General features: G+C 67.6%; 24 protein-coding genes. 12 read left to right on the top strand and 12 right to left on the bottom strand.

Going from position 1 to position 22,615, the window contains the following annotated elements:
- Nucleotides 1-56 precede the first annotated feature (56 nt).
- Genes purD through purH form a run of 3 tightly spaced genes read right to left on the bottom strand, consistent with a single transcriptional unit; the run spans nucleotide 57 to nucleotide 3,877 of the window.
- Nucleotides 57-1,340 carry a phosphoribosylamine--glycine ligase gene (gene purD, locus AC5P5X_RS09075; protein WP_111189005.1) on the bottom strand — a complete coding sequence of 428 codons (1,284 nt, stop codon included), beginning with the start codon at nucleotides 1,338-1,340 and terminating at the stop codon, nucleotides 57-59.
- Between the two features lie 58 nt (nucleotides 1,341-1,398).
- Nucleotides 1,399-2,277, bottom strand: a complete 879-nt coding sequence (locus AC5P5X_RS09070) for a hypothetical protein (RefSeq protein ID WP_099473488.1) — start codon at nucleotides 2,275-2,277, stop codon at nucleotides 1,399-1,401.
- A 16-nt stretch (nucleotides 2,278-2,293) separates the two neighbouring features.
- On the bottom strand, nucleotides 2,294-3,877 hold the full coding sequence (gene purH / locus AC5P5X_RS09065; RefSeq protein ID WP_099473486.1) for a bifunctional phosphoribosylaminoimidazolecarboxamide formyltransferase/IMP cyclohydrolase: 1,584 nt from the start codon (nucleotides 3,875-3,877) through the stop codon (nucleotides 2,294-2,296).
- A 223-nt stretch (nucleotides 3,878-4,100) separates the two neighbouring features.
- Between purH and AC5P5X_RS09060 the strand changes: the two genes are divergently transcribed.
- From AC5P5X_RS09060 to AC5P5X_RS09035, 6 genes are read left to right on the top strand one after another with little or no spacing between them, the layout of a single operon-like run.
- Nucleotides 4,101-4,718, top strand: coding sequence for a CDP-alcohol phosphatidyltransferase family protein (locus AC5P5X_RS09060; RefSeq protein WP_100438947.1), 618 nt, complete (start codon nucleotides 4,101-4,103; stop codon nucleotides 4,716-4,718).
- Between the two features lie 34 nt (nucleotides 4,719-4,752).
- Nucleotides 4,753-6,504 (top strand): bifunctional alpha/beta hydrolase/class I SAM-dependent methyltransferase, encoded by a 1,752-nt coding sequence (locus AC5P5X_RS09055; RefSeq protein ID WP_005414657.1) that lies wholly within the window; start codon nucleotides 4,753-4,755, stop codon nucleotides 6,502-6,504.
- Nucleotides 6,504-7,832 carry a phosphatase PAP2/dual specificity phosphatase family protein gene (locus tag AC5P5X_RS09050; RefSeq protein WP_109337587.1) on the top strand — a complete coding sequence of 443 codons (1,329 nt, stop codon included), beginning with the start codon at nucleotides 6,504-6,506 and terminating at the stop codon, nucleotides 7,830-7,832. The genes AC5P5X_RS09055 and AC5P5X_RS09050 overlap by 1 nt, the downstream gene beginning before the upstream one ends.
- On the top strand, nucleotides 7,829-8,266 hold the full coding sequence (locus AC5P5X_RS09045) for a hypothetical protein (protein ID WP_100438945.1): 438 nt from the start codon (nucleotides 7,829-7,831) through the stop codon (nucleotides 8,264-8,266). The genes AC5P5X_RS09050 and AC5P5X_RS09045 overlap by 4 nt, the downstream gene beginning before the upstream one ends.
- A gap of 13 nt (nucleotides 8,267-8,279) precedes the next feature.
- Nucleotides 8,280-8,909, top strand: a complete 630-nt coding sequence (locus AC5P5X_RS09040) for a lysophospholipid acyltransferase family protein (protein ID WP_005411260.1) — start codon at nucleotides 8,280-8,282, stop codon at nucleotides 8,907-8,909.
- Nucleotides 8,906-9,901, top strand: coding sequence for a phosphatidate cytidylyltransferase (locus AC5P5X_RS09035; protein WP_495215964.1), 996 nt, complete (start codon nucleotides 8,906-8,908; stop codon nucleotides 9,899-9,901). The genes AC5P5X_RS09040 and AC5P5X_RS09035 overlap by 4 nt, the downstream gene beginning before the upstream one ends.
- A gap of 126 nt (nucleotides 9,902-10,027) precedes the next feature.
- Here AC5P5X_RS09035 and fis read toward each other — a convergent pair whose 3' ends face one another.
- From fis to prmA, 3 genes are all read right to left on the bottom strand, one after another.
- Entirely contained in the window at nucleotides 10,028-10,303 is a 276-nt protein-coding gene (gene fis, locus AC5P5X_RS09030; protein WP_005419706.1) for a DNA-binding transcriptional regulator Fis, read from the bottom strand.
- 114 nt (nucleotides 10,304-10,417) lie between these two features.
- A complete protein-coding gene (locus tag AC5P5X_RS09025; RefSeq protein WP_100438944.1) occupies nucleotides 10,418-11,185 on the bottom strand; it encodes a DUF3426 domain-containing protein in 768 nt (255 codons plus the stop codon).
- A gap of 42 nt (nucleotides 11,186-11,227) precedes the next feature.
- A complete protein-coding gene (gene prmA, locus AC5P5X_RS09020; protein ID WP_049459111.1) occupies nucleotides 11,228-12,148 on the bottom strand; it encodes a 50S ribosomal protein L11 methyltransferase in 921 nt (306 codons plus the stop codon).
- A gap of 164 nt (nucleotides 12,149-12,312) precedes the next feature.
- Here prmA and AC5P5X_RS09015 point away from each other — a divergent pair, with 164 nt between their 5' ends.
- Both AC5P5X_RS09015 and AC5P5X_RS09010 read left to right on the top strand, forming a co-directional pair.
- Nucleotides 12,313-13,278, top strand: a complete 966-nt coding sequence (locus tag AC5P5X_RS09015; RefSeq protein WP_032967023.1) for a hypothetical protein — start codon at nucleotides 12,313-12,315, stop codon at nucleotides 13,276-13,278.
- Nucleotides 13,275-13,649 carry a hypothetical protein gene (locus AC5P5X_RS09010; protein ID WP_005411254.1) on the top strand — a complete coding sequence of 125 codons (375 nt, stop codon included), beginning with the start codon at nucleotides 13,275-13,277 and terminating at the stop codon, nucleotides 13,647-13,649. Before AC5P5X_RS09015 ends, AC5P5X_RS09010 begins: the two co-directional genes overlap by 4 nt.
- A gap of 97 nt (nucleotides 13,650-13,746) precedes the next feature.
- Here AC5P5X_RS09010 and accC read toward each other — a convergent pair whose 3' ends face one another.
- The 4 genes from accC to AC5P5X_RS08990 all read right to left on the bottom strand — a co-directional run bounded on the left by accC (nucleotide 13,747) and on the right by AC5P5X_RS08990 (nucleotide 17,220).
- Nucleotides 13,747-15,114 (bottom strand): acetyl-CoA carboxylase biotin carboxylase subunit, encoded by a 1,368-nt coding sequence (gene accC / locus AC5P5X_RS09005; protein ID WP_005411253.1) that lies wholly within the window; start codon nucleotides 15,112-15,114, stop codon nucleotides 13,747-13,749.
- A gap of 10 nt (nucleotides 15,115-15,124) precedes the next feature.
- On the bottom strand, nucleotides 15,125-15,604 hold the full coding sequence (gene accB / locus AC5P5X_RS09000; protein ID WP_005411252.1) for an acetyl-CoA carboxylase biotin carboxyl carrier protein: 480 nt from the start codon (nucleotides 15,602-15,604) through the stop codon (nucleotides 15,125-15,127).
- Between the two features lie 59 nt (nucleotides 15,605-15,663).
- Complete coding sequence (aroQ, locus tag AC5P5X_RS08995) at nucleotides 15,664-16,107, bottom strand: type II 3-dehydroquinate dehydratase (RefSeq protein ID WP_005411251.1); 444 nt, start codon at nucleotides 16,105-16,107, stop codon at nucleotides 15,664-15,666.
- 384 nt (nucleotides 16,108-16,491) lie between these two features.
- Nucleotides 16,492-17,220, bottom strand: coding sequence for a DOPA 4,5-dioxygenase family protein (locus AC5P5X_RS08990; protein ID WP_033834056.1), 729 nt, complete (start codon nucleotides 17,218-17,220; stop codon nucleotides 16,492-16,494).
- Nucleotides 17,221-17,386: 166 nt separating this feature from the next.
- On the opposite strand from AC5P5X_RS08990, the gene AC5P5X_RS08985 reads away from it, so the two are divergent.
- Nucleotides 17,387-18,214 (top strand): isocitrate lyase/PEP mutase family protein, encoded by an 828-nt coding sequence (locus AC5P5X_RS08985; RefSeq protein ID WP_100438943.1) that lies wholly within the window; start codon nucleotides 17,387-17,389, stop codon nucleotides 18,212-18,214.
- 33 nt (nucleotides 18,215-18,247) lie between these two features.
- Here AC5P5X_RS08985 and AC5P5X_RS08980 read toward each other — a convergent pair whose 3' ends face one another.
- On the bottom strand, nucleotides 18,248-18,784 hold the full coding sequence (locus tag AC5P5X_RS08980; protein WP_005414649.1) for a hypothetical protein: 537 nt from the start codon (nucleotides 18,782-18,784) through the stop codon (nucleotides 18,248-18,250).
- 126 nt (nucleotides 18,785-18,910) lie between these two features.
- Here AC5P5X_RS08980 and AC5P5X_RS08975 point away from each other — a divergent pair, with 126 nt between their 5' ends.
- Together AC5P5X_RS08975 and AC5P5X_RS08970 are read left to right on the top strand one after the other, a co-directional pair.
- Nucleotides 18,911-19,507, top strand: a complete 597-nt coding sequence (locus AC5P5X_RS08975; protein ID WP_049418037.1) for an NAD(P)H-dependent oxidoreductase — start codon at nucleotides 18,911-18,913, stop codon at nucleotides 19,505-19,507.
- Nucleotides 19,508-19,523: 16 nt separating this feature from the next.
- Nucleotides 19,524-20,117, top strand: coding sequence for a TetR/AcrR family transcriptional regulator (locus tag AC5P5X_RS08970; protein WP_100438942.1), 594 nt, complete (start codon nucleotides 19,524-19,526; stop codon nucleotides 20,115-20,117).
- A 13-nt stretch (nucleotides 20,118-20,130) separates the two neighbouring features.
- Here AC5P5X_RS08970 and AC5P5X_RS08965 read toward each other — a convergent pair whose 3' ends face one another.
- Nucleotides 20,131-20,925: a D-alanyl-D-alanine carboxypeptidase family protein gene (locus AC5P5X_RS08965; RefSeq protein ID WP_100438941.1), complete on the bottom strand. Its 795-nt coding sequence runs from the start codon at nucleotides 20,923-20,925 to the stop codon at nucleotides 20,131-20,133.
- Between the two features lie 121 nt (nucleotides 20,926-21,046).
- Here AC5P5X_RS08965 and AC5P5X_RS08960 point away from each other — a divergent pair, with 121 nt between their 5' ends.
- On the top strand, nucleotides 21,047-22,600 hold the full coding sequence (locus AC5P5X_RS08960) for an alkaline phosphatase (protein WP_495215963.1): 1,554 nt from the start codon (nucleotides 21,047-21,049) through the stop codon (nucleotides 22,598-22,600).
- The last annotated feature ends 15 nt before the right edge of the window (nucleotides 22,601-22,615 follow it).

The raw sequence follows: 22,615 nt of genomic DNA, 5'->3' as shown, positions 1-22,615 counted from the left end.
GCCTTTGCTTTACCGTGGTATTCAATCCGCGCCATGCATGGAAGCGGGGGTGTGCCTCACCCCTCGCGTGCGATCGCGCGCCAGCCGATGTCGTTGCGGTGGAACTCGTTGGCCCAGGTCACCTTGGCCACGCCGGCATAGGCATTGGCCTGCGCGTCGCGCACGCTGTCGCCCATTGCGGCCACGCACAGCACGCGACCGCCGGCACTGACCACGTGGCCCTGCGCGTCCAATGCAGTCCCCGCATGGAACACCTTGGCACTGGCCGGCACGTCGTCCAGGCCGGAAATCACGTCACCGGTGATCGGCGCTTCCGGGTACGGCCTGGCCGCCAGCACCACGCCCAGCGACGGGCGCACGTCCCACTGCGCTTCGACCTGGTCCAGGCGGCCATCGATGGCCGCTTCCACCAGCTCGACCAGGTCCGACTGCAGGCGCAGCATCACCGGCTGCGTTTCCGGGTCGCCAAAGCGCACGTTGAATTCGATCACCTTCGGCGCGCCGCTGGCGTCGATCATCAGGCCCGCGTAGAGGAAGCCGGTGAACGGGATGCCGTCGGCGATCATGCCCTGCACGGTGGGGTTCACCACCTCGCGCATCACCCGCGCATGCACCTCCGGCGTCACCACCGGGGCCGGCGAATAGGCGCCCATGCCGCCGGTGTTCGGACCGGTGTCGCCGTCGCCGACGCGCTTGTGGTCCTGCGAAGTGGCCATCGGCAGCGCGTGCACGCCGTCCACCATCGAAATGAAGCTGGCTTCCTCGCCATCGAGGAACTCTTCGATCACCACGCGCGCACCGGCATCGCCGAAGGCGTTGCCCGACAGCATGTCACGCACCGCGTCTTCGGCTTCGGCCAGGGTCATCGCCACGATCACGCCCTTGCCGGCGGCCAGGCCATCGGCCTTGACCACGATCGGGGCGCCCTTCTCGCGCACATAGGCCAGCGCGGCATCCACCTCGGTGTGCACGGCGTAGAACGCGGTGGGGATGTTGTGGCGGGCCAGGAAGTCCTTGGCGTAGGCCTTGCTGCCTTCCAGCTGCGCGGCGGCGGCGGTCGGCCCGAAGATGCGCAGGCCGGCGGCGCGGAAGCGGTCGACCACGCCGGCCACCAGCGGTACTTCCGGGCCGACCACGGTCAGCGCCACGCCTTCGGCCTGGGCCAGCGCCAGCAGGCCGTCGATGTCGGTCACTTTCACCGCCACGTTGCGGCACTTGTCTTCGCTGGCGGTGCCGGCGTTGCCGGGCGCCACGATCACTTCGGTGACACGGGAGGACTGGGCCAGCTTCCATGCCAGGGCGTGTTCGCGGCCGCCAGAGCCGATGACAAGTACGTTCATCACGAGATTCCAGATTGCGTGGGAAGGGAAGGTCGATGTCCCCGTTGGCGCAGGTGCTTCATTCGCAGCCTTCGCGTCGCAGCGATTCGGGGAAGGAATAGGCCCAGGTCTTCGGGTCCAGGGTAAAGCGGTGTTCCTGCCGGACCTGCTTGCCACCACAGGTGGTTCCGGTTTCCTCGATCAGCAGCGGCCAGATGCGCGCGCTGCGATCGCTGTCGTCGAAGCGCAGTGCGAAATCGATGCTGAAGCGGCGGGTACGGCAGTCCTCGACGGTCTCCGGGTCGCTGCTGGCCCCTGGGTTGTCGCACTCGTACTGGGCATCATTGTCGATATGGCTGCGCACGCTGCCGCTGGCCACCAGGCCGTTCGGGCCTGGCAGGATCAGCGACTGCGAGAGCAGCGAGAAGCCCTGCCCGAACCAGCCGTCCTCGACGCGGAAGCCATGGAAGTCGCTACCGGCGCGGATGACACTGACCGTGCCGGGCTGGCCACCGCTGCCGAAGCGTTCGCCGGTCAGTTCGCTGGTCACGTCGAAGCCATCGCCCTTCGGGCGCAGCACGAAGAAGTCGATCGTTCCCGCGTCGATGTGCGCGCCTTCGGACAGTGCGCCGCAGACCGCCAGCAACTGCTGCCAGCTGTCACCGCTCACCACCGGCTGCTCGGCGCAGACGTGCCAGTCCATCGGGCGGGTTTCGCCGTCGTCGTTCCAGCTGCCGTGCCATTCACCGGAGAGCCTGGCGTTCTTGCCGTAGCGCTGGACCAGGAAGGCCTGCAGTCGTGCGGTGCGGCTCACGTGCGCCGTCGGCTCGGCAGGGGCCGACGTGGCGGCCTGTGGCGACGACGCAGGCACCGGGGCGGCCGCAGGCTTGCAGCCGGCCAGCACGGCCGCGCCCGCGAGGGCGAGCATGGCCAGCGATTTCAGTGAGACTGCGGACATCCGTGTCGCTCCAGTATCAGTGGCGGAAGTGGCGCACGCCGGTGAACACCATGGCCAGGCCATGTTCGTCGGCGGCGGCGATCACTTCGGCATCGCGCATCGAACCGCCCGGCTGGATCACCGCCTTGATGCCGGCGGCGGCGGCGGCATCGATGCCGTCGCGGAACGGGAAGAACGCATCGGAGGCCATCACCGAACCCTCGACCACCAGGTTGGCATCGGCGGCCTTGATGCCGGCGATGCGCGCCGAGTACACGCGGCTCATCTGGCCGGCGCCCACGCCAATCGTGCGGTTGTCCTTGGCGTACACAATCGCGTTGGACTTCACGAACTTGGCCACCTTCCAGGCGAACAGCAGGTCGGTGAACTGCTTGTCGGTCGGCGCCAGCTTGCTGACCACCTTCAGTTCGTCGCGGGTCATGCCGCGGTTGTCCGAGGACTGCAGCAGCAGGCCCGAGCCGACGCGCTTGCTGTCGAAGTTGTTCAGGCCATCACCGTGCGGGATGCGCAGCACGCGCACGTTGGCCTTCTTCTGTGCGTATTCCAGCGCGGCCGGCTCGTAATCCGGGGCAATCAGCACTTCCACGAACTGGCGGTCCAGGATCACCTTGGCAGTGGCGGCGTCCAGCGGCTTGTTGAAGGCGATGATGCCGCCGAAGGCGCTGGTCGGGTCGGTGGCGTAGGCCAGCTCGTAGGCATCGCCGTTGCCGGCGCCAACCGCCACGCCGCACGGATTGGCGTGCTTGACGATGACGCAGGCCGGCGCATCGAACTGGCGCACGCATTCCCACGCCGCATCGGCGTCGGCCAGGTTGTTGTAGCTCAGCTCCTTGCCCTGGAGCTGCTGGAAGGTGGCCAGCGTGCCCGGCACCGGGTACAGGTCGCGGTAGAACGCGCCGCTCTGGTGCGGGTTCTCGCCGTAGCGCAGGTCCATCACCTTCACGAAGGTGGAGTTCATCTGCGCCGGGTACTCGGCGCGGGCCGGCACGGCGGCGTCGGTGGCGGTGACCGCCGACAGGTAGTTGCTGATCGCGGCGTCGTACTGGGCAACGCGGTTGAACGCGGCCACCGAGAACGCGAAGCGGGTGGCGGCCGACAGCTGGCCGTCGTTGGCGTCCAGCGAGGCCAGCAGTTCGGCGTACTGCGACGGGTCGGTGGCCACCGCCACGCGGGCGAAGTTCTTGGCTGCCGAACGCAGCATGGCCGGGCCGCCGATGTCGATGTTCTCGACCGCGTCGGCCAGCGTGCAGTCGGCCTTGGCGGTGACCGATTCGAACGGGTACAGGTTCAGCACCAGCAGGTCGATGGCACCGATGCCGTGTTCGGCCATTACCGCATCATCCAGGCCCGAACGGCCGAGCAGGCCGCCGTGCACCATCGGGTGCAGGGTCTTGACCCGGCCGTCCATCATTTCCGGGAAACCGGTGACGTCGGCCACGTCCTTCACGGCCAGGCCCGCATCGCGGATCGCCTTGGCGGTGCCGCCGGTGGACAGCAGCTCCACGCCGCGTGCCGCCAGCGCAGTGGCCAGCTCGACCAGACCGGTCTTGTCGGAAACGGAGAGGAGGGCCCGGCGGACGGGCAACAGATCAGCAGTCATGGGACAGAATCGGCAGCGGAGCGGGGCCGATATTGTAGGCGGTGGGGGCCGGTGGCGGGCGCTGGAAGGGGTAATTTGCCGTGGCGATCGACGCAAGGCCGGGTCGGGCACACCGATCCGGCCCGATCCGGGGGCTGGCCTGCGGACCAGAGCAGGGTTGTCGGAATCTGCCAACGATGGGGTAGGCTGTGCCCGCACTGCCAAGGATCAGCGGGTACGGATCATGTCGATCTATGCATTGAAAGGACGTTTCCAGGACCTGTTGCGTCCAGCCGTACGCGGCCTGTACCGCATGGGGATCACTGCCAATACGGTGACCGTGGCCGCTGCCGTGGTCTCGCTGCTGGTGGCCGCCGCCGTCCGGTGCTGCGCGCCGGCCCAGCCCCTGCTGTACCTGCTGCTGCCACTGTGGATGCTGCTGCGCATGGCGCTCAACGCCGTGGACGGCATGCTGGCCCGCGAGTTCGGCCAGCAGTCGCGGCTGGGCGCCTATCTGAATGAGCTGTGCGATGTGATCGCCGATGCGGCGCTGTACCTGAGCCTGCTCAGTGTGCCGGGCGTGCGCCCCGAGACGCTGTGGCTGCTGGCCTGGACCGCGGCCCTGAGCGAGTACGCCGGGGTGCTGGGGCTGATGGTCGGTGCCAGCCGCCGCTACGACGGCCCGATGGGCAAGAGCGACCGCGCGTTCGTGATCGGTGCGCTGGGCCTGCTGCTGGCGTTTGAGTGGGTTGGCGCGATGACGGTCACTGGCGTGGCCGCGGTCATGGCGGTGCTGTGCGTGCTGACGATGGTCAACCGCGTCCGTCGGGGACTGCGGGAAGCAGCGGTTTCGCCGAATTAATCAAGCAGATACAAGAAGACAATCAGGAGATTGCATGCGTCAGGCGCAGGAACGGGAATTCCACAGCTTCGACCAGGTACCGCTGTTCTACCGGTACTGGGCGGGCACCACCGCAACGCCGGCCACCAAGGCCATCGTGCTGCTGCACCGCGGCCATGAGCACTCCGGCCGGGTCACCCACCTGGTCGATGAGCTGGACCTGCCCGACACCGCCTTCTTCGCCTGGGACGCGCGCGGCAATGGCCGTTCGCCGGGCGCACGGGGCGATGCACCGGGCTTCCCGGCGCTGGTGCGTGATCTGGACAGTTTCATCGCCCACATCGGCGCCGAGCACGGCATTGCGGTGGAAGACATCGTGGTGATCGCGCAGAGCGTAGGGGCGGTGGTCGCCGCGACCTGGGTGCACGACTACGCGCCACGCCTGCGCGCGCTGGTCATGGCCTCGCCGGCGTTCAAGGTGAAGCTGTACGTGCCGTTCGCGCGGCCGGGCCTGGCCTTGATGCAGAAGTTGCGTGGCAACTTCTTCGTCAACAGCTACGTCAAGCCGCAGTGGCTGACCCACGATCCGGCGCGGGTGGAAAGCTATCGCACCGACCCGCTGATCACCCGGCCGATTTCGGTGCGCGTGCTGCTGGGCCTGTACGAGGCGGCCGACCGCATCGTGGCCGATGCGCAGGCAATCAGCGTACCGGTGCAGCTGCTGGTGTCCGGCTCGGATTTCGTCGTGCACCGTGGCCCGCAGGACCGCTTCTACGAGCGCCTGTCCAGCCCGATCAAGGAGCGTGTGCATCTGCCGGGCTTCTTCCACGACACGCTCGGCGAGCGCGATCGTGCACCAGCACTGGCGCGCATCCGCAGCTTCATCCAGGCGCGTTTTGCCGAGCCGCTGCGCGAGCTGTCACGGCGCGACGCGCACCGTCACGGGCCAACCTTCGAAGAATCCGAGATCCTGGCCTGGCCACCGGAGCGCAACAGCCTGGCCGACCTGCGCTGGCGCGTGGTGCGTGGCGGCCTGCGCTTCGGCGGCACGCTGTCCGAAGGCATCGCGCTGGGCCTGCGGACCGGTTTCGATTCCGGTAGCACGCTGGACTACATCTACCGGAATGAGGCGCGCGGCAAGGGCCCATTGGGGCGGATGGTCGATCGCAACTACCTGGATGCGATCGGCTGGCGCGGCATCCGCGTGCGCGGCCAGCACCTGCAGGAACTGCTGCGTGACGCCGCCCAGCGCCTGCGCGGGCAGGGCACGCCGGTGCGTGTGCTGGACGTGGCCGCCGGCCATGGCCGGTATGTGCTGGAAGCGCTGGGCCAGGGCGAACAGCGCGCCGACCGTATCGTGCTGCGTGATTTCAGCGATCTGAACGTGACCCAGGGCCAAGCGTTGATCGAGCGCCTGGGTGCGGCCGACATCGCCCGCTTCGAGCAGGGCGATGCGTTCGATCCGGCGCAACTGGCCAAGGTCGATCCAGTACCGACACTGGCGGTGGTCTCGGGCCTGTACGAACTGTTCCCCGACAACGACGCCGTGCTGCGCTCGCTGCAGGGCATTGCCGCAACGGTGCCGGCGGGAGGCTACCTGGCTTACACCGGCCAGCCCTGGCACCCGCAGCTGGAATTCATCGCGCGCGCCTTGACCAGCCATCGCGGTGGCGCGGCGTGGGTGATGCGTCGCCGTACCCAGCAGGAGATGGATGAGCTGGTGCGCCTCGCCGGCTTCGAGAAGGTGGCGCAGCGCATCGACGACTTCGGCATCTTCACCGTGTCGCTGGCGCGCCGGACCGCGTGATGGCGACGCTCGCCGCAACCCCGCTGGCCGAGGAAGGGCGCCCCTGGCGGCGCGCCCTGCTGTGGCTGGCCCTGCTGGGTCCGTTCTTCTTCGCCAGCTACGGCTTCGCCAACTGGATGGCCGGCCGCCACGCCACCCTGCCGGTGATGGCGTTCGCGTGGGAGACACGCATCCCGTTCGTGCCGTGGACGATCGTGCCGTACTGGTCGATCGATCTGTTCTACGCAATCTCGTTCTTCCTGTGCCGGCATCGCTTGGAACTGGACCGGCATGCGCTGCGACTGTTCAGTGCACAGCTGATCGCGGTGGCCTGCTTCCTGCTGTGGCCGCTGCGTTTCAGCTTCGAGCGTCCGGAGATCGGCGGTGTGTTCGGCTGGTTGTTCGATGTGCTGCTGGGCTTCGACAAGCCGTTCAACCAGGCGCCGTCGCTGCACATCGTGCTGTTGATCGTGCTGTGGGTGAAGTTCGCGCAGTACCTGCATGGCGTGTGGCGCGGGGTACTGCATGTGTGGGCACTGCTGATCGGCGTCTCGGTGCTGACCACGTTCCAGCACCATTTCGTCGATATCCCGACCGGCCTGCTGGCCGGTTGGCTGTGCGTCTGGCTGTGGCCGGAGCAGGGCACGCCACCATCGTGGGCCTGGCACACCGCGCGTGATGCGAGGCGTTGGCGATTGGCAGCGTTGTACCTGCTGGGGGCCGCTGTATTGCTGGTGCCGGTGGTGCTTCTGCGTGGCGCCGCGTTGTGGCTGCTGTGGCCGGTGACGTCGTTGCTGCTGGTGGCGCTGGCCTATGCCGGGCTGGGTACAGCGGTGTTCCAGAAGCGCGCCGATGGCCGCCTGACGATGGCCGCGCGATGGCTGCTGGCACCGTACCTGGGCGCTGCCTGGATCAACTCGCGGCTGTGGACGCGGCGTGCGCCGCAGCCGGAGCCGGTGCTGGACGGCGTGTGGCTGGGCCGCATTCCCAACGGCGCGTTGCCGCCGCCACTGGGGGGCGTGGTGGATGCCTGCGCCGAGCTGTCCTGTCGCGCGCAGGGCGCCGCGTATGCCAGCGTGCCGATGCTGGACCTGGTGGTCCCTGCACCGGAACAGCTGCGCGAAGCGGCCGAGGCCATCGAGCGCCTGCATGCGCACGGACCATTGCTGGTGTGCTGCGCGCTGGGCTATTCGCGCAGCGCCGCCAGCGTGGCCACCTGGCTGCTGCGCAGTGGTCGTGCGGCCGATGCGGACGCGGCGGTGGCGATCGTGCGTGCTGCGCGCCCTGGCATCGTGCTGGGTACGGCCCATCTGCGTGCCATCACCGATGCGGCAGGAGTGCGCGCATGAGCACGGTTCCCGATCTGGCGACCATGCAGCTGCTGCTGCGGCAGGGGCGTTGGCCGGCATGCCTGTCGCTGGGGCTGCTGCTGGTGGCATTGCTGCTGCTCGGCACCGAGCCGGGCCTGGCGATGATCGCTGCAGGGTTGCTGCTGGCCAGCATGTCTGCAGGGGTGGCCCAGACGTACCACGCGTGGCGGGTTGCGCTGGACGCCAGCCTGCTGCAGCTGCTGCGCGATGAGCGTATGGACGGCGATGCCGCCGCGCGCCGCACTGATCAGCTGCTGCAGGACAGCGGCCTGCGCCGCGCGTCGCCCGAGGCGCCCCTGCGGGGCTGGGACGCGCGCTGGGCCGGCATGCGTCGCCTGCTGCTGCGCCAGTACCTGCTGACAGCGGTGCAGTTCGCACTGCTGGTGCTGGCCGTGTTGTGGCCGCAGACGTGAACGGGAGGGACCAATGTTCGCCGAACTGATTGCCCGCGCCTGCAGTGGTGCGATCCATGTAGTGACCGGTGCCCGCGCGCTGTGGATCGGTTGCGCGCCGTCCAGCGAGCGCCGTGTGTACTACGGCAACCACGCCAGCCATGGCGACTTCGTGCTGATCTGGTCGTCGATGCCGCCTGCGTTGCGGCGCCAGGTGCGGCCAGTTGCCGCGGCCGAATACTGGCAGCGCGACGGCCTGCGTCGCTACCTGATCGATGCGGTGTTCAACGGCGTGCTGGTCGAGCGCGAGGCCGGCCATCGCCAGCAGGATCCGCTGCAGGCCCTGCGTGACGCGGTGGACGAAGACTGCTCGCTGATCCTGTTTCCGGAAGGTACCCGCAACGTGGGCGATGAGCCGCTGCTGCCGTTCAAGAGCGGCATCTATCACCTGGCACGGCAACGGCCGGAGCTGGAATTCGTGCCGGTGTGGATCGACAACCTGAAGCGGGTGATGCCCAAGGGCCGGTTCCTGCCGCTGCCGCTGCTGTGCACGGCCACCTTCGGTACGCCGCTGCGGCTGCAGGCCGACGAGGACAAGGCGGCCTTCCTGGCCCGCAGCCGGCAGGCGCTGCTGGACCTGGCGCCGAACGGGGGGCGCGCATGAGTTTCCTGATCGATGTGTCCGGCGACCTGGCAGCGCAGAGCGTGGGCCAGCAGACCGGCCTGCTGTTCGCTGGCGTCGGTGCGGTGCTGGTACTGGCCACGCTGGTGGCCGAAACGCTGCGATGGCGCCAGCGCGGCCGGCCCAGCGCGGTCATCGCCAACCTGGTGTCGCGCATCCGCGCGTGGTGGGTAATGGCGATCGTGGTCGGGCTGGCGCTGTTCTTCGGCCGCGCCGGGGTGATCGTGCTGTTCGCGATCATCTCGCTGTTCGCACTGCGCGAGTTCATCACCCTGGCGCCGACCCGCTCAGGCGATTACTACGCGCTGCTGGCCGCGTTCTACATCGTGCTGCCGTGGCAGTACTACCTGGTGTGGATCGACTGGTACGGCATGTACACGCTGCTGATTCCGGTCTACGCGTTCCTGTTCCTGCCGATCCTGTCGACCATCGGCGGCGACACCACGCACTACCTGGAGCGGACCGCTAAGGTGCAGTGGGGGCTGATGATCTGCGTGTTCTGCATTTCGCATGTGCCGCTGCTGCTGAACCTGCACGTGCCGGGCCATGACCCCTCGCGCAACGTGCTGCTGTTTGCTTTCCTGGTGATCGTGGTGCAGTCCTCGGACGTGCTGCAGTACATCTGGGGCAAGTTGTTGGGCAAGCACCTGATCGCGCCGAAGCTGTCGCCGTCGAAGACGGTGGAGGGCTTCGTCGGCGGCGTGCTGAGTGCCAGCGCACTGGGCGCGTCGCTGTGGTGGATCACCCCGTTCACGCCGCTGCAGGCGTTCGGCCTGTCGCTGCTGATCAACCTGATGGGGTTCTGGGGCGGCCTGGTGATGTCGGCGATCAAGCGTGACCGGGGCATCAAGGACTGGGGCCACATGATCGAGGGCCATGGCGGCATGCTCGACCGGCTGGATTCGGTGTGCTTCGCCGCGCCGGTGTTCTTCCACGTGGTGCGGTATTACTGGAAGGCGGGCGGCGGCGGTTGATTCTGCCGGGCTTCCATCCACGCATGGGGCGGATCTACCGGTAGTGCCGGCCGCTGGCCGGCAACTGCAACATCCTGCCACCGTTCGTGGGGTTGCCGGCCAGCGGCCGGCACTACCCGTGCGCGTTTACGCGCTGATGCCGTATTCCTTCAGCTTCTTGCGCAGGGTGGCACGGTGGATGCCCAGCATCGCGGCGGCGCGGCTCTGGTTGCCTTCGCAGTGGTTGAGCACTTCCACGAACAGCGGGATCTCCATCTCGCGCAGCACGATCTCGTAGACATCGTCCGCGTCGCAGCCATCGAGGTCACGCAGGTAACGGCGCACGGATTGGGCGACATGTTCACGCAGCGGTGGCCGGGGAGCGCCACGACTGTTGTCAGGACGAGAGAGGACAGCGTTCAAGGGGGTTCCCGATTCGGTGGGCCCGTGCGCGCGGTGCGCGCGGCCGGACGAGGTGGTGGCGGCCAGTCTAGCGCGAGCGTGCCCGGCCTGCCACGGCCGGTCGCCTTTTCACGTTCAGAGGAAGTCGAAGGTGAATGCGACGGTGGATGCGGCGGGCTCCTGCACACGGAAGGCGACGCGCGCGCTCTGGCCCGGTTCCAGCAGCGCGGCGCCGGGGTTCTCGCCAAGGTACTGCGCAGGCGTGAACACACCGCTGCCGATCACCCGGCCATCAGCATCGGACAGTGACAGGCGCAGGTCCGGCCAGGCCTGTGCCCAGCGAGCGTCGTTGCGGATGCTGGCCTGCACCTGCAGCACGCCGGCCCGGCCGGGCAGCGGCCGGATCTCGCGGCTGGTCATGGTAAAGGCAGTGGGTTCATGCCAGGCCGGCAGGCTGCAGCGCAGGAGGCCGCAGAGCGTGCCCAGCCAAGCACGGTTGCCAGCGTCGGCGGCCAGCCGCGCACGGTCGGCCAGCAGGCTCTGCAGCACCAGCAGCAGCGCCAGCCCTGCAACCAGCAGCCAGTGCCAGCGCGGTGCCGGCAGGCTGCGGGGGCGCGCACTGCCAAGGAAACTCGGCGCGTCAACGGCGGCCGTCGTTGCCGGCACTGCAACCGGTGCCGACGCGATGGCCGCAATGTCATCAACGATGACAGGCGCATCGTCGTGCTGCATCTCCGCCGCAACATGCGCCGCTTCGGCGGGCCCGGCTGGCACCTGCATGGCAGGCGACGCGTGTTCTTGCGGTTCCTGCGTGCGCGCATCGGTCGCAGGCACGGGCGAACCTTCCGGGGCGGTGCGCAGGAAGGTTGCCAGAGGGCGTCGCGGTGGGTTCGGCTCGGACATGCTCAGGGTGCGGGCTCGGATCCAGCAGTCATTCAACCACGATCAGGCGCGGCGCACGCCGGTGATGCGCATCCAGTCGCCATCCTGGGTCGCCTGCAGGTCGTCGAACCATTCGGCATAGCGCTGCAGCAGTTCACCTTCCTGGCCGTGCAGGATGCCGGACAGGGCAATACGGCCGCCGGCAGCCACGCGCGCGGCCAGCAGCTCGGCCAACGCGTCCAGTGCCGAGGCGAGGATGTTGGCGACCACGATCGGGTAGGTGGCGACCGGTTCGTCCGGCGGCAGGTACACGTGCATGCGCGCCTGTTCGCCGTTGCGCTCGGCATTGTCGGCGGTGGCGACCAGGGCCTGCGGATCGTTGTCCACGCCGATGGCCTCAGCGGCGCCCAGCTTCAGCGCGGCAAGCGCAAGGATGCCGGAGCCGCAGCCGAAGTCGAGCACGCGCTGGCCCTGCAGCAAGCCATCCACGGCCAGCTGGTCCAGCCAGCACAGGCAGAGCGCGGTGGTCGGGTGGGTGCCCGAGCCGAACGCCAGGCCCGGGTCCAGCCGCACCACGGCGGCGTCGGCAGCCTGTGCGGCCTCCGGCAGTTCATGGTTCCACGGCACGATCCAGGTGCGGCTGCCGAAAGCCATCGGCTGGAACTGGTCCAGCCAGGCGCGTTCCCAGTCCTCGTCCTCGACCGCGCGGAAACTGCCGCTGCTCCAGTCCAGTTCCGGGTCGAACGCCTCCAGCGCGGCCAGCAGCAGCAATGCGTTGCTGTCGGCGGGAAACAGCGCGCTCAGCACCAGTGTGTCCCATAGCGGGGTCTCGCCCACGCCCGGCTCGAGAATGGCCTGTTCGTTGCTGGTATCGGCCTCGGCATCAAGCAGCGTGACGGCCAGTGCGCCGACATCCTCCAGCGCATTCTCATAGCGGGGCTGGGTAGCTTCGGTGCAACGCAGGGTCAGTTCCAGGAACGGCATGGCGGTGGGGGCAATCGCGGGAAAGGGGGCCATGCTAGACCATCGGAGCGTCTCCGTATTGCCTGAGATGCCGCTTGGAGATGAACGGAACCGATTCAGACAGGCCTGGCGGGCCTTGCTAAACTTGTTGCTTTCCTGTGCGCCATGAACGCTCACTGCCGCCAATGGCCTTTGCTCCGACCCTGAAAACCTGGTTGCTCGTGCTGCCGGCGGTGGCCGTGCTGGGCGTGGCCGGGTATCGGGCCAGCGGCCATGCCGGGTCGGTACCGGTGACCGCAGGCGAACTGCCGACGGCGCAGGTTGCGGCGGACGATGCGGCGCCCCTGCCGGTCGTGCCGGAAGCGTTGGCGCGTCGCCTGGCGGCGTTCGAGCGCGGCAACGCGCTGCCTTCGGGCCTGCCGCTGGACCTGCGCGCGGACATCGAGGATGCGACCGATCTGTACGCCTACGCGCAGCGCCTGCGCGTGCAGGCCGACGACGGCAATCACGAGGCGCGCTGGATGCTCAGCCGGGTCTACGACTACTGCGCGCAGTACGCCATCGATCCGGGCGGTTATCGGTTGGACAACAATGTGCTGGCCGGGCTGGGCCTGACCGCTGCACCGGCGATGGTGCAGGCGCGCGAGCGCGTGGCGCAGCGCTGTGGCGGCTTCGTGCCGGGCGACAAGCTGGGGTCCGCGCTGGTGCTGGCCGAGCGCCGCAAGGCGGCCACGCAGGGCAACCTCGCAGCGGAAGCATCGCTGTTTGCCGAAGGCGAGCCGCTGAATGACAGCCCCGAGTACCGCCGTGACCTGGTCGAGCGGGTGCGCACATCGCGCGATCCGGAGGCCTTCATGGCCATTGCACCGGGCATGGGCGTGCGCGCGGCGGGCGACCAGGCGCTCACTGGCCTGGTGGCGGGTGAACAGCTCAGTGAACTGGCGTGGCGGGTTGCGGCCTGCGAGCTCGGTCTACCGTGTGGTGCCGACAGCGTGCTGGTCAACAGTTTTTGTGCGAATGGAGGGATCTGTTCGCAGGATGGGACGCAGGATTTCCGGGATTTCGTGTATGACGCTGCGGTTTCGCGGCAAGGTGCGGGGAAAATGAAGCAGTGGATCAAGCGATTGGTTGGCAAGAGGGGCGGGCAATGAACTACCGTCGATTCCTGCATGGGGCCAAGTTCTGGTTCTGGGTGGCGCTGTTCGTGGCCTATTCGGCCGGCGCGGTCGGGCTGTTGATGATCGACACCTATGAAGATCGTTACCGGCATCTGTCGAAAGTGGAACTGACCACGGTGAAGGCGCAGGAAGATGTGCGCCGCGTGGGTGCCAGCCAGGTCGCTGCGGTCTATCGCGCGCAGAGCGGCATGCCGTTTGCTTCGTTGCCGGCAGGCAGTACCTTCCAGGTGGTGTGGCCCGATGGGTCCACCGAGACGATGGTGATCGTCGACCCGAGCTCGCCCAATGGTGTTCGCCCGCTGGCGAATTCGCAGATCCCGGCCGAAGCTGCCGACAAGCGCTGATGCACCTGCTGCAGAGCCGAGCCCACGCTCGGCTCTACGGCAATAGAAAAAGGGCGGGGATATCCCCGCCCTTTTCATGTCCAGTACCTGCTGCCGATCAGGTCAGTGCGATCGGCTTGTTCTTGCGCTCGGCAAGACGCTTTTCCAGGTAGTGGATGTTCTGGCCACCGGCCTGGAAGCCCTTGTCGCGCATGATCCGCTGCTGCAGGGCGATGTTGGTCTTGATGCCGTCGACCACCATCTCGCTCAGCGCCACCCGCATGCGGGCGATGGCGGTTTCGCGGTCCGGGCCGTGCACGATCAGCTTGCCGATCATCGAGTCGTAGTTCGACGGCACGCGGTAGCCACTGTAGATGTGGGTATCCACGCGCACGCCGGGGCCACCCGGCGGATGGAAGCCGGTGATGGTGCCCGGGCTGGGCACGAAGGTCTCGGCGTCTTCGGCGTTGATGCGGCACTCGATCGCGTGGCCGGTCAGCACCACGTCGCTCTGCTTGATCGACAGCTTCTGGCCGGCGGCGATCTTCAGCTGCTCGGCCACCAGGTCGATGCCGGTGACCATTTCGGTGACCGGATGTTCCACCTGGATGCGGGTGTTCATCTCGATGAAGTAGAAGCGGCCGTCTTCGTACAGGAACTCGAAGGTGCCGGCGCCGCGGTAGCCGATGCGCACGCAGGCTTCGGTGCAGACCTTGCCGATCTGCTCGCGCTGTTCGGCGGTGATGCCCGGTGCCGGTGCTTCTTCCACCACCTTCTGGTGGCGGCGCTGCATCGAGCAGTCGCGCTCACCCAGGTGGATGGCGTTGCCCTGGCCGTCGGCCAGCACCTGGATTTCCACGTGGCGCGGGTTCTCCAGGAACTTCTCCATGTAGACCTCGCCATTGCCGAACGCGGCCTTGGCCTCGCTCTTGGTGGTTTCGATCGAGGTCTTCAACGAGGCCTCGGCATGCACCACGCGCATGCCGCGACCGCCACCGCCACCGGCCGCCTTGATGATGACCGGGTAGCCGATCTCACGGGCGATCTTGGTGTTGGCGACGATGTCATCGCCCAGCGGGCCGCCCGAACCGGGCACGCACGGCACGCCGGCCGACTTCATCGCGCGGATGGCTTCGACCTTGTCGCCCATCATGCGGATGGTGTCGGCCTTGGGGCCGATGAAGATGAAGCCGGATTCTTCCACGCGCTCGGCGAAGTCGGCGTTCTCCGACAGGAAGCCGTAACCGGGATGGATCGCCTGCGCGTCGGTGACTTCAGCGGCGGCGATCAGCGCCGGAATGTTGAGGTAGCTCTGCGGCGACGGCGCCGGGCCGATGCAGACCGACTCGTCGGCCATGGCCACATGCTTGAGGTTGCGGTCGACCGTGGAATGCACGGCCACCGTGCGGATGCCGAGGGTGTGGCACGCGCGCAGGATGCGCAGCGCGATCTCCCCTCGGTTGGCAATGACGACTTTGTCGAGCATGGCGTGCCCCTCAGCCGATCACGAACAGCGGCTGGTCGAATTCCACCGGCTGGCCGTTCTCGCCGAGGATGGCGACGATGGTGCCGGACGTGTCGGCTTCGATCGGGTTGAACATCTTCATTGCTTCGATGATGGCCAGGGTCTCGCCTTCCTTGACCTGCTGCCCAACGGTGACGAAGGCCGGCTTGTCCGGGGCGGACGACGCGTAGAAGGTGCCGACCATCGGCGAGCGCAGCACGTGGCCTTCCGGCAGTGCCGGGCCCGGCTTGGCGGTACCGCCGGTGGAGGCTTCGGTCGGCGACTGCATCGGCATTGCCTGCGGTGCCGGGGCGGCCGGAGCGGCGTACACCGGGGCGGCGACCGGGGCGGCATAGCCGGCCACCGGGGCACGCGACAGGCGCACCGACTCTTCGCCTTCCTTGATTTCGATTTCAGCCAGGTTCGACTCTTCCAGCAGGTCGATCAGCTTCTTGATTTTGCGCAGATCCATGAGGGCCTCTTTGGTTTCTATCTAGGTGAGGAGAGCGCCGTGGGCGCCCGGGTCGACAATCAGGTGGCGGATACCCGCAGCAGCGCCGCGTCCATCGCGTAGCGGTAGCTGTCGGCACCGAAGCCGCACACCACGCCCACCGCCTTGTCACTGAAGTAGCTGTGCTGGCGGAACGGTTCGCGGGTATGCGGGTTGGACAGGTGGATCTCGATGAACGGCACCGCCACCGCGGCCAGCGCATCGCGCAGGGCAACCGAGGTGTGGGTGAAGGCGGCGGGGTTGATCAGGATGAAAGCGGTTCCGTCGTCGCGCGCGGCCTGCACGCGGTCCACCAGCACGTGCTCGGCATTGGACTGCAGGCTCTCCACCGCGTGCCCGGCGGCCGATGCCTGGCTGGCCAGGGCCTGGTCGATGTCGGCCAGCGTGGTGTGGCCGTAGACCTCCGGCTCGCGTGTGCCGAGCAGGTTGAGGTTGGGGCCGTGCAGGACCAGCAGCTTCGCCATGGGATCCGGAAGACGGGAAAGGGCGGCAGTCTGGCGGAACCGGCGGATGCTGTCCAGTTCGGCGAAGTTTGCAGCGTTTCAATCGAACGTTTGAAATCTGCCGGAGCGCTTGTGGCCGTATGGCGGGCGCTGGATCAAGGCGCGCTGAATGGCTCGCAGACCGGGGATGCATGCACGTAGGCCGACGATGGCGGCAGGCATGGGCAGGGCTGATGCTGTCATGGGCGGTGCTGCGGTAGATCCACGCCACGCGCTGACGAGGCTACCGGTCAGTAGATCCACGCCATGCGTGGATGGAGGACGTTCGGTACGCAGCACGCCACGCACCCACCGAGGGGCAGCCCAAGGTGTGCCGCACACCTACTGTCCCCCGCCACGCCCCGCTCACGTCTCCAGCGGCACCGTCGGCACCACGTTCGGGAACACCTCTTCCAGCGGCTCCCGTTCCCCAGGCTTCGGTGCCGGCCAGTTGTAGGCATTCACCGGCTGCGCGCGGTTTACCCACAACGCGTAATACAGGTGGTCGGCGCGGCCATCACCGGTATTGGGGTGGATCAGGATGGTCAGGCCCAGGCTGTTGAGCTGCAGCCAGGGCACCAGCACCGGCAGCAGGTCGTTGGTGAAGCCGAAGTAGAACGACGGGGTGACGTGCGGCCCGCGTGGTTCCAGGTTCCAGTTGCCCAGCTCCACCGGGAAGCGCTCGGCCGCCCAGCGCCGCAGCAGCGCAGCCTTCTCGAAGCTGTCCTCGTCGAAGTAGATGTGCGCGTGATAGCTCTTGATGTCGGTGTAGGCGCGTGGGGTCACGGGCAGGGTGGCCTCGCCGGGACGCACGCTGGCCGGGCGCGGGGTCGGTTCGCTGGCCGTGGCCTGGCCCCAGGGGCTGCGCCCTTCCGGTGCTGGCGGCACGATGGCACGGAAGCCGGGGCGGCCAGGCTCGGTGGTATTCACCGCGTCGTTGCCGCGCGGTGCTGCGGCGGCGGTCGAGGCACTGGCCAGGCCGCCAGCGGCCAGACCCGCCGAAGCGATCAGGCGGCGCCGTGCCGGCGACAGCAGGTCGGCCCAGTGGGCGTCATCATCGCCGGCGTCGGTGAGGGTCTGCGGGTCCGGGTGCATGAAGGGCTCCGTGGCGGCATCGTGTGGGCAGGCAAGCACGCTCGGGCACCCGCATCCACAGCGTCCAATAAGCAGGGGGCATCACCTCATGCAGGTGCGCCCCGTTGTCGTTGAGCATGGCCGCTGGGCGGGCTAGGGTGCAGGTCTGCCGCCCCGGAGCCCTTCCATGATCTCGCCCGATGCCGACACACAGCAAAAGCGCGCGTTCTTCCGCCAGCTGCACGCGCAGGGTTGCTTCGTGCTGCCCAACCCGTGGGATGTGGGCAGTGCCCGCTACCTGCAGCGGCAGGGCTTCCAGGCACTGGCCACCACCAGTGCCGGCTGCGCCTGGAGCGAAGGACGGCCGGACGGAGCGGTTTCGCTGCAGTCCACGCTGGCGCATCTGCGCGTGATGGCGGCAGCGACCCCATTGCCGTTGAATGCCGACTTCGGTGATGGCTTCGGCGCCACGCCGCAGGCGGTGCAGGAGGCGGTGGCCGCGGCGATCGACACCGGCATTGCGGCATTGTCGATCGAGGATGCCAGCGGCGTGGCCGATGCACCGCTGCGTCCGATCGACCAGGCGGTCGAGCGCCTGCGCGCTGCCCGTGCAGCCATCGACCGCGCGGGTGGCGACGTGCTGCTGGTCGGCCGCGCCGAGAACTTCTTCGTTGGCGTGCCGGATCTGCAGGACACCCTGCAGCGCCTGCGTGCCTACTCAGAGGCCGGTGCCGACGTGCTGTATGCACCTGGCATCAGCACGCGCGAGCAGATCAGCGCGGTGGTCGCCGCTGCCGGGTCGAAGCCGGTGAACCTGCTGGTCGGTGGACCGACGTCGCTGAGCCTGCAGGACATCGCCGCGCTCGGCGTGCGCCGGGTCAGCCTGGGCGGCGCGCTGGCCCGTGCTGCGTGGGGCGGGTTGATGCAGGCGGCACAGCCGATCGTGCAGGACGGACGCTTCGATGGCCTGCAGCAGGCGGCCTCCGGGGCTGCCTTGAACGCGCTGTTCCGCTAGATCCACGCCGTGCAAGGCGGGAGGGGCCGGCGACTACAGCGCCTCGATCTCCCGCTTGGGTAAGGTCACGTCGGGTTCCAGCGCTGGCAGCAGTTGGCGAAGCAGGTTTGGATTGCCCTGCAGCCCGGTGCCATCCAGATACGTCCAGCCGGAACCACCAACGCGGCGCACGGCCACCATGAACGTGGTGCTGCGCATTGGGGTTTCACGCACCCGTATCAGGGATTGGCGTGGCACGAAGCAGACTTCTTCCTCTCCGGCAGCATAGGTCCGGGTCGGCACACCTACATCTTCGCTGATGATCACTACACCGGCGTTGTGCTGCTTCTTCAACGCATCACGGGTGATCGCCTGGAAGGCGTCATCGCCGCCGGCCAGTCGCTTGAGGCTGGGATGGGTACGTTCGATGAGGAAGTCCGCATCGCCGCGGGCGTATGCAGCCATCATGGCGCGCACATCTTCGCGCAGAGCCTTCGCATCACTGGGACTGAGTTCACCTGCGAAGGCGGATGGCAGCAACAGCAACAGCGACAGCAGCATCAGCATCGTCAGGGGCAGGCGTCGATCCATGTTCGGGTGTCTCACAGGGCACCGCCGCACTATACGGTGGATGCGAAAACAGCGTCCCATCGATGGCGCTGGTATCCCGAAAATCACTACTTACTATTGGTAGGTATTGATTTCTGGAGACCCCCCATGCACAGCCTCATTGTCATCGCCCACCCTGAACCCGGTTCGCTGACCCATGCGATGGCGCATCGCATCGGCGATGCCATCAATGCTGCCGACGCCCGCAACACCGTGGCCTACGCCGATCTGATGGCCGAAGGCTTCGATCCGCGCTTCAACGCTCAGGACCAAGCCTTGTTCCGCAGCACCGGCGCGGTACCGGCCGACATCGCCGCCGAGCACGCACGGCTGGAGGCCACCGATACGCTGGTGCTGGTGTTCCCGTTGTACTGGTGGTCGTTCCCGGCACTGCTGAAGGGCTGGATCGACCGTGTCTTCACCAACGAATGGGCCTACGCACAGGATGCGCAGGGCAAGCTGGTGAAGAAGCTGCAGCGCCTGAACGTGCATCTGGTGGGGCTGGGCGGTGCCGATGCAGCGATGGTCGAACGACGCGGCTACGATGCGGCGATGAAGACGCAGATCGACATGGGCATCTTCGACTACTGTGGCGCACGCGTGCTGACGTCCGACCTGCTGCTGGATGCCGATACCGGTGCGGCTGGAGCGCATCTGCAGACCGCGCTGGCGATCGGCCGTAAAATAGGCACTCCGATGCGCTGATCGCCGTGTTCCGCCGATGCCCGCCAACGCCGCTCCCACGCGCCGCCGATTGACCCGCGAGCAACGCGCCCGCCAGTTGCTGGACGTGGCCTGGGCGCTGGTGGGTGAAGAAGGCACCGACGCGTTGACGCTGGGACGGCTGGCCGAGGCGGCCGGTGTGACCAAGCCGGTGGCCTACGATCACTTCGTGACCCGCAACGGCCTGCTGGCCGCGCTCTACGATGACTATGACGGGCGGCAGACGGTGGTCTTCCACGAGCGTATCGGCCGCGCCCGCGCGCAGCTGGCCGACCGTGCGGCGGCCATCGGCTCCGGCTACATCGACTGCATCCTCAGCCAGGGCAGTGAAGTGCAGGGCATCCTCGCCGCGCTGGTGGGAGCGCCGGAACTGCACGAGGTGCGGCGGCGTTACCAGCAGGACTTCATCGACAATTGCAACATATGGCTGGGTCCGTTTGCCGCCGATGGCACGGTGCCACTTGCTGGGCGCTGGGCGATTCTCGGTGCGGCTGAAGCCCTGTCCGAAGCCGTGGCGGCAGGCGCGCTGGACAAGACCAACGCCGAGGCCGAGCTGCAGCGGCTGATCGTGGCGACGGTCGAGCGGCGCTGAGCCGCTTCGGGCGTCAGGCCCCGGCAGTGCTGCTGGCCAGCGTGGCGAATCCTGCCGCCAGCTGATCGCGCACTAGGGCATCGCGCGCGTCGCGGCTTTCAGAACCCAATACCACGGTGATCAGGCGTACCGGCTGATCCCGCCCGGGCACTGCCCGGCATACGGTGGCGGCCAGGCAGAAGCCTGCTGCCTGGGTGTAGCCGGTCTTCAATCCATCCACGCCATCATCGCCAAGCAGCGCATTCTGGTTGTTGCGGCTGAAGCTGCCATGCACGAACGCGCGCTGCGCGGTGATTGCCAGTATCTGCGGATGGTCATTCAGCAGGCAGGCGGCCAGCACTGCCATGTCGCGCGCGCTGGATGCATGGTGCGGCGTGGTGATGCCGGAGACGCTGGCGAACCAGCTGCTGCGCAGGCCGAGCTGGCGTGCGTGCCGGTTCATGCGCTCCAGGAACGCAGGCTGCGATCCGTCCAGGTGGCGCGCGATGGCCAGCGCCGCGTCATTGCCGGAGACGATCATCAACCCTTCCAGCAGGCGCGCGAGCGTGACCGTTTCGCCGGGCACCAGGCCCATGCGCGTTTCATCGTCGGCAACCGCATGCACGTCGCCGGCGGCGATGGTGACTTCGTCGCCCCACGAGCGCCCGCGCTCCTCGACACATTCGTAAGCCGCGTAGGCGGTCATCAGCTTGGTCAGCGAGGCCGGCTGCCTGGCGATATCCGCGTTGTGCTGGTGAATCACCGCGAAAGTTGCCGCATCGAGGGTGATGGACGACAGCGGTGCACGCGCAGGAGCAGGAGACGGCATGGAAGCGACGATGGTAGCGGGGACCCTGGAGGATAGTGTGCGGCGGCTGCACGAAGCTGAAATATTGAAACGATATAACGTATCGCCATTGTGGGCCGCCGATGGCCCGACGGGACATCCGATGACTGCACGCATTCCACGCCGCTGGCTTCATTCTTCGTTGCTGCTCGCGCTGGCCGCACTTGGCGGTTGCCAGCCCAACCTGCGCGCCGAGGCTGTTTCCAGCGCCGAAGCCGGTCCGCTCAATGTGATCGTGATGATCAACGACGGTGCCGGCTGGGGTACCTGGGACGCCGCCGCCTACTGGCAGTACGGCAGCCGTGAAGGCGCACCCTATGCGGATTTCCCACTGCGCCTGGCGGTGACCACCTTTCCGTTGAACGCGAGCAGCCAGCCGACCGGTGACAACGCGCAGACGCTTGGCTACGACCCGGGCAAGGCCTGGGATGACGCGCCGGTTCCTGCGCTGGACCTGCCTTTTGCGGGCTACCAGTACCTGGCCGCGGTGGCTACCGACAGTGCGGCGGCGGGCACTGCGCTGTCCTCGGGGATCAAGACCTACAACAACGCCATCAACTTCAACAACGATGGCCAGCCGGTCGAGTTCAATACGCTGCGCGCCAAGCGCCTGGGCATGGCCACTGGCGTGGTCACCTCGGTGCCGTTCGCGCATGCCACGCCGGCCGCGTTCGCGGCGCAGAACGAATCGCGCAGCAACTATCACGCCATCGCACATCAGATGCTGGCGCAGGGCCACATGGACCTGGTGATGGGCACGGGCGGCCCGGGCTACAGCGTCGACGGCCGCGCCTGCCATGAAGGTACGGACGCCGCGAAGGCGGAGGGCTGTGCGAATCCATGGGAGTGGGTGTCGCAGCAGGATTGGCAGCAGCTGGAAGCGGGCAGCACCATCGGCGGCAATCCGGCGGGACCGTGGCGCCTGATCCGCAGCAAGGAAGCGTTCGCCGCACTGGCGCAGGGACGGTTGCCGGCCGACAGGCCGCTGATCGGTGTACCGCGCGTGGCCAACACACTGCAGCAGGCGCGCCAGCTGCAGGTGCTGGGCAAGGATGCAGCCACGCCCTCGGGAGTGAGGAAGATCGACAACGTGCCTGATCTGGCGACCATGACGCGTGGCGCACTGCAGTTCCTGCAGCAGCGCTCGTCCAAGGGGCTGTTCCTGATGGTGGAAGGCGGCGCCACCGACTGGGCCGCACATACCAGTGCGTGCGGCACCGAATGGCATTACGGCCAGTGCAGCGATCAGCCGCAGCATGGCCGGCTGATCGAAGAAACCGTGGAGTTCAATGACGCGGTGGCGGCGGTGGTCGACTGGATCGAGCGCAACGGTGGCTGGGAGCGCAACCTGTTGATCGTCACCACCGACCACGACAACAGCATGCCGATGGGCCCGGATGCACAGAACGTGGCTTTCGCGCCGGTACGCAACAACGGTCGCGGCCGCATGCCCGGAATCAGCTTCCGCCCCACCGGCAACCACTCCAACGCGCTGGTGCCGCTGTGGGCGAGGGGCGCCGGCGCGGAGCTGCTGGGCAAGCGCGTGCGGGGCGTCGATGCCGGCTACCGTCAGCACGTGCGCTGGAACGACGGCAGCTACATCGACAATACCGACGTGGCTGCCGCAGTGCAGGAAGCGCTGCAGCGTCCACGGTAACGCCCGGTTGCACGC

The organism is Stenotrophomonas sp. YJH_SMC_91 (assembly GCF_059368495.1).
The sequence above is the reverse complement of the archived record's forward strand: the minus strand, read 5'-3'. Positions and strand labels throughout refer to the sequence as shown.

Bases quoted from the DNA above. Each gene is read 5' to 3' on its own strand.
- AC5P5X_RS09060 (WP_100438947.1), top strand. From the start codon at position 4,101: ATGTCGATCTATGCATTGAAAGGACGTTTCCAGGACCTGTTGCGTCCA.
- purH (WP_099473486.1), bottom strand. From the start codon at position 3,877: ATGACTGCTGATCTGTTGCCCGTCCGCCGGGCCCTCCTCTCCGTTTCC.
- AC5P5X_RS09025 (WP_100438944.1), bottom strand. From the start codon at position 11,185: ATGTCCGAGCCGAACCCACCGCGACGCCCTCTGGCAACCTTCCTGCGC.
- AC5P5X_RS08960 (WP_495215963.1), top strand. From the start codon at position 21,047: ATGACTGCACGCATTCCACGCCGCTGGCTTCATTCTTCGTTGCTGCTC.
- AC5P5X_RS08980 (WP_005414649.1), bottom strand. From the start codon at position 18,784: ATGGATCGACGCCTGCCCCTGACGATGCTGATGCTGCTGTCGCTGTTG.
- AC5P5X_RS09055 (WP_005414657.1), top strand. From the start codon at position 4,753: ATGCGTCAGGCGCAGGAACGGGAATTCCACAGCTTCGACCAGGTACCG.
- AC5P5X_RS09015 (WP_032967023.1), top strand. From the start codon at position 12,313: ATGGCCTTTGCTCCGACCCTGAAAACCTGGTTGCTCGTGCTGCCGGCG.
- AC5P5X_RS09050 (WP_109337587.1), top strand. From the start codon at position 6,504: ATGGCGACGCTCGCCGCAACCCCGCTGGCCGAGGAAGGGCGCCCCTGG.
- AC5P5X_RS08970 (WP_100438942.1), top strand. From the start codon at position 19,524: ATGCCCGCCAACGCCGCTCCCACGCGCCGCCGATTGACCCGCGAGCAA.
- prmA (WP_049459111.1), bottom strand. From the start codon at position 12,148: ATGCCGTTCCTGGAACTGACCCTGCGTTGCACCGAAGCTACCCAGCCC.
- AC5P5X_RS09035 (WP_495215964.1), top strand. From the start codon at position 8,906: ATGAGTTTCCTGATCGATGTGTCCGGCGACCTGGCAGCGCAGAGCGTG.
- aroQ (WP_005411251.1), bottom strand. From the start codon at position 16,107: ATGGCGAAGCTGCTGGTCCTGCACGGCCCCAACCTCAACCTGCTCGGC.
- AC5P5X_RS09040 (WP_005411260.1), top strand. From the start codon at position 8,280: ATGTTCGCCGAACTGATTGCCCGCGCCTGCAGTGGTGCGATCCATGTA.
- AC5P5X_RS08985 (WP_100438943.1), top strand. From the start codon at position 17,387: ATGATCTCGCCCGATGCCGACACACAGCAAAAGCGCGCGTTCTTCCGC.
- AC5P5X_RS08965 (WP_100438941.1), bottom strand. From the start codon at position 20,925: ATGCCGTCTCCTGCTCCTGCGCGTGCACCGCTGTCGTCCATCACCCTC.
- AC5P5X_RS09070 (WP_099473488.1), bottom strand. From the start codon at position 2,277: ATGTCCGCAGTCTCACTGAAATCGCTGGCCATGCTCGCCCTCGCGGGC.
- accB (WP_005411252.1), bottom strand. From the start codon at position 15,604: ATGGATCTGCGCAAAATCAAGAAGCTGATCGACCTGCTGGAAGAGTCG.
- purD (WP_111189005.1), bottom strand. From the start codon at position 1,340: ATGAACGTACTTGTCATCGGCTCTGGCGGCCGCGAACACGCCCTGGCA.
- AC5P5X_RS09045 (WP_100438945.1), top strand. From the start codon at position 7,829: ATGAGCACGGTTCCCGATCTGGCGACCATGCAGCTGCTGCTGCGGCAG.
- accC (WP_005411253.1), bottom strand. From the start codon at position 15,114: ATGCTCGACAAAGTCGTCATTGCCAACCGAGGGGAGATCGCGCTGCGC.
- AC5P5X_RS08975 (WP_049418037.1), top strand. From the start codon at position 18,911: ATGCACAGCCTCATTGTCATCGCCCACCCTGAACCCGGTTCGCTGACC.
- AC5P5X_RS09010 (WP_005411254.1), top strand. From the start codon at position 13,275: ATGAACTACCGTCGATTCCTGCATGGGGCCAAGTTCTGGTTCTGGGTG.
- AC5P5X_RS08990 (WP_033834056.1), bottom strand. From the start codon at position 17,220: ATGCACCCGGACCCGCAGACCCTCACCGACGCCGGCGATGATGACGCC.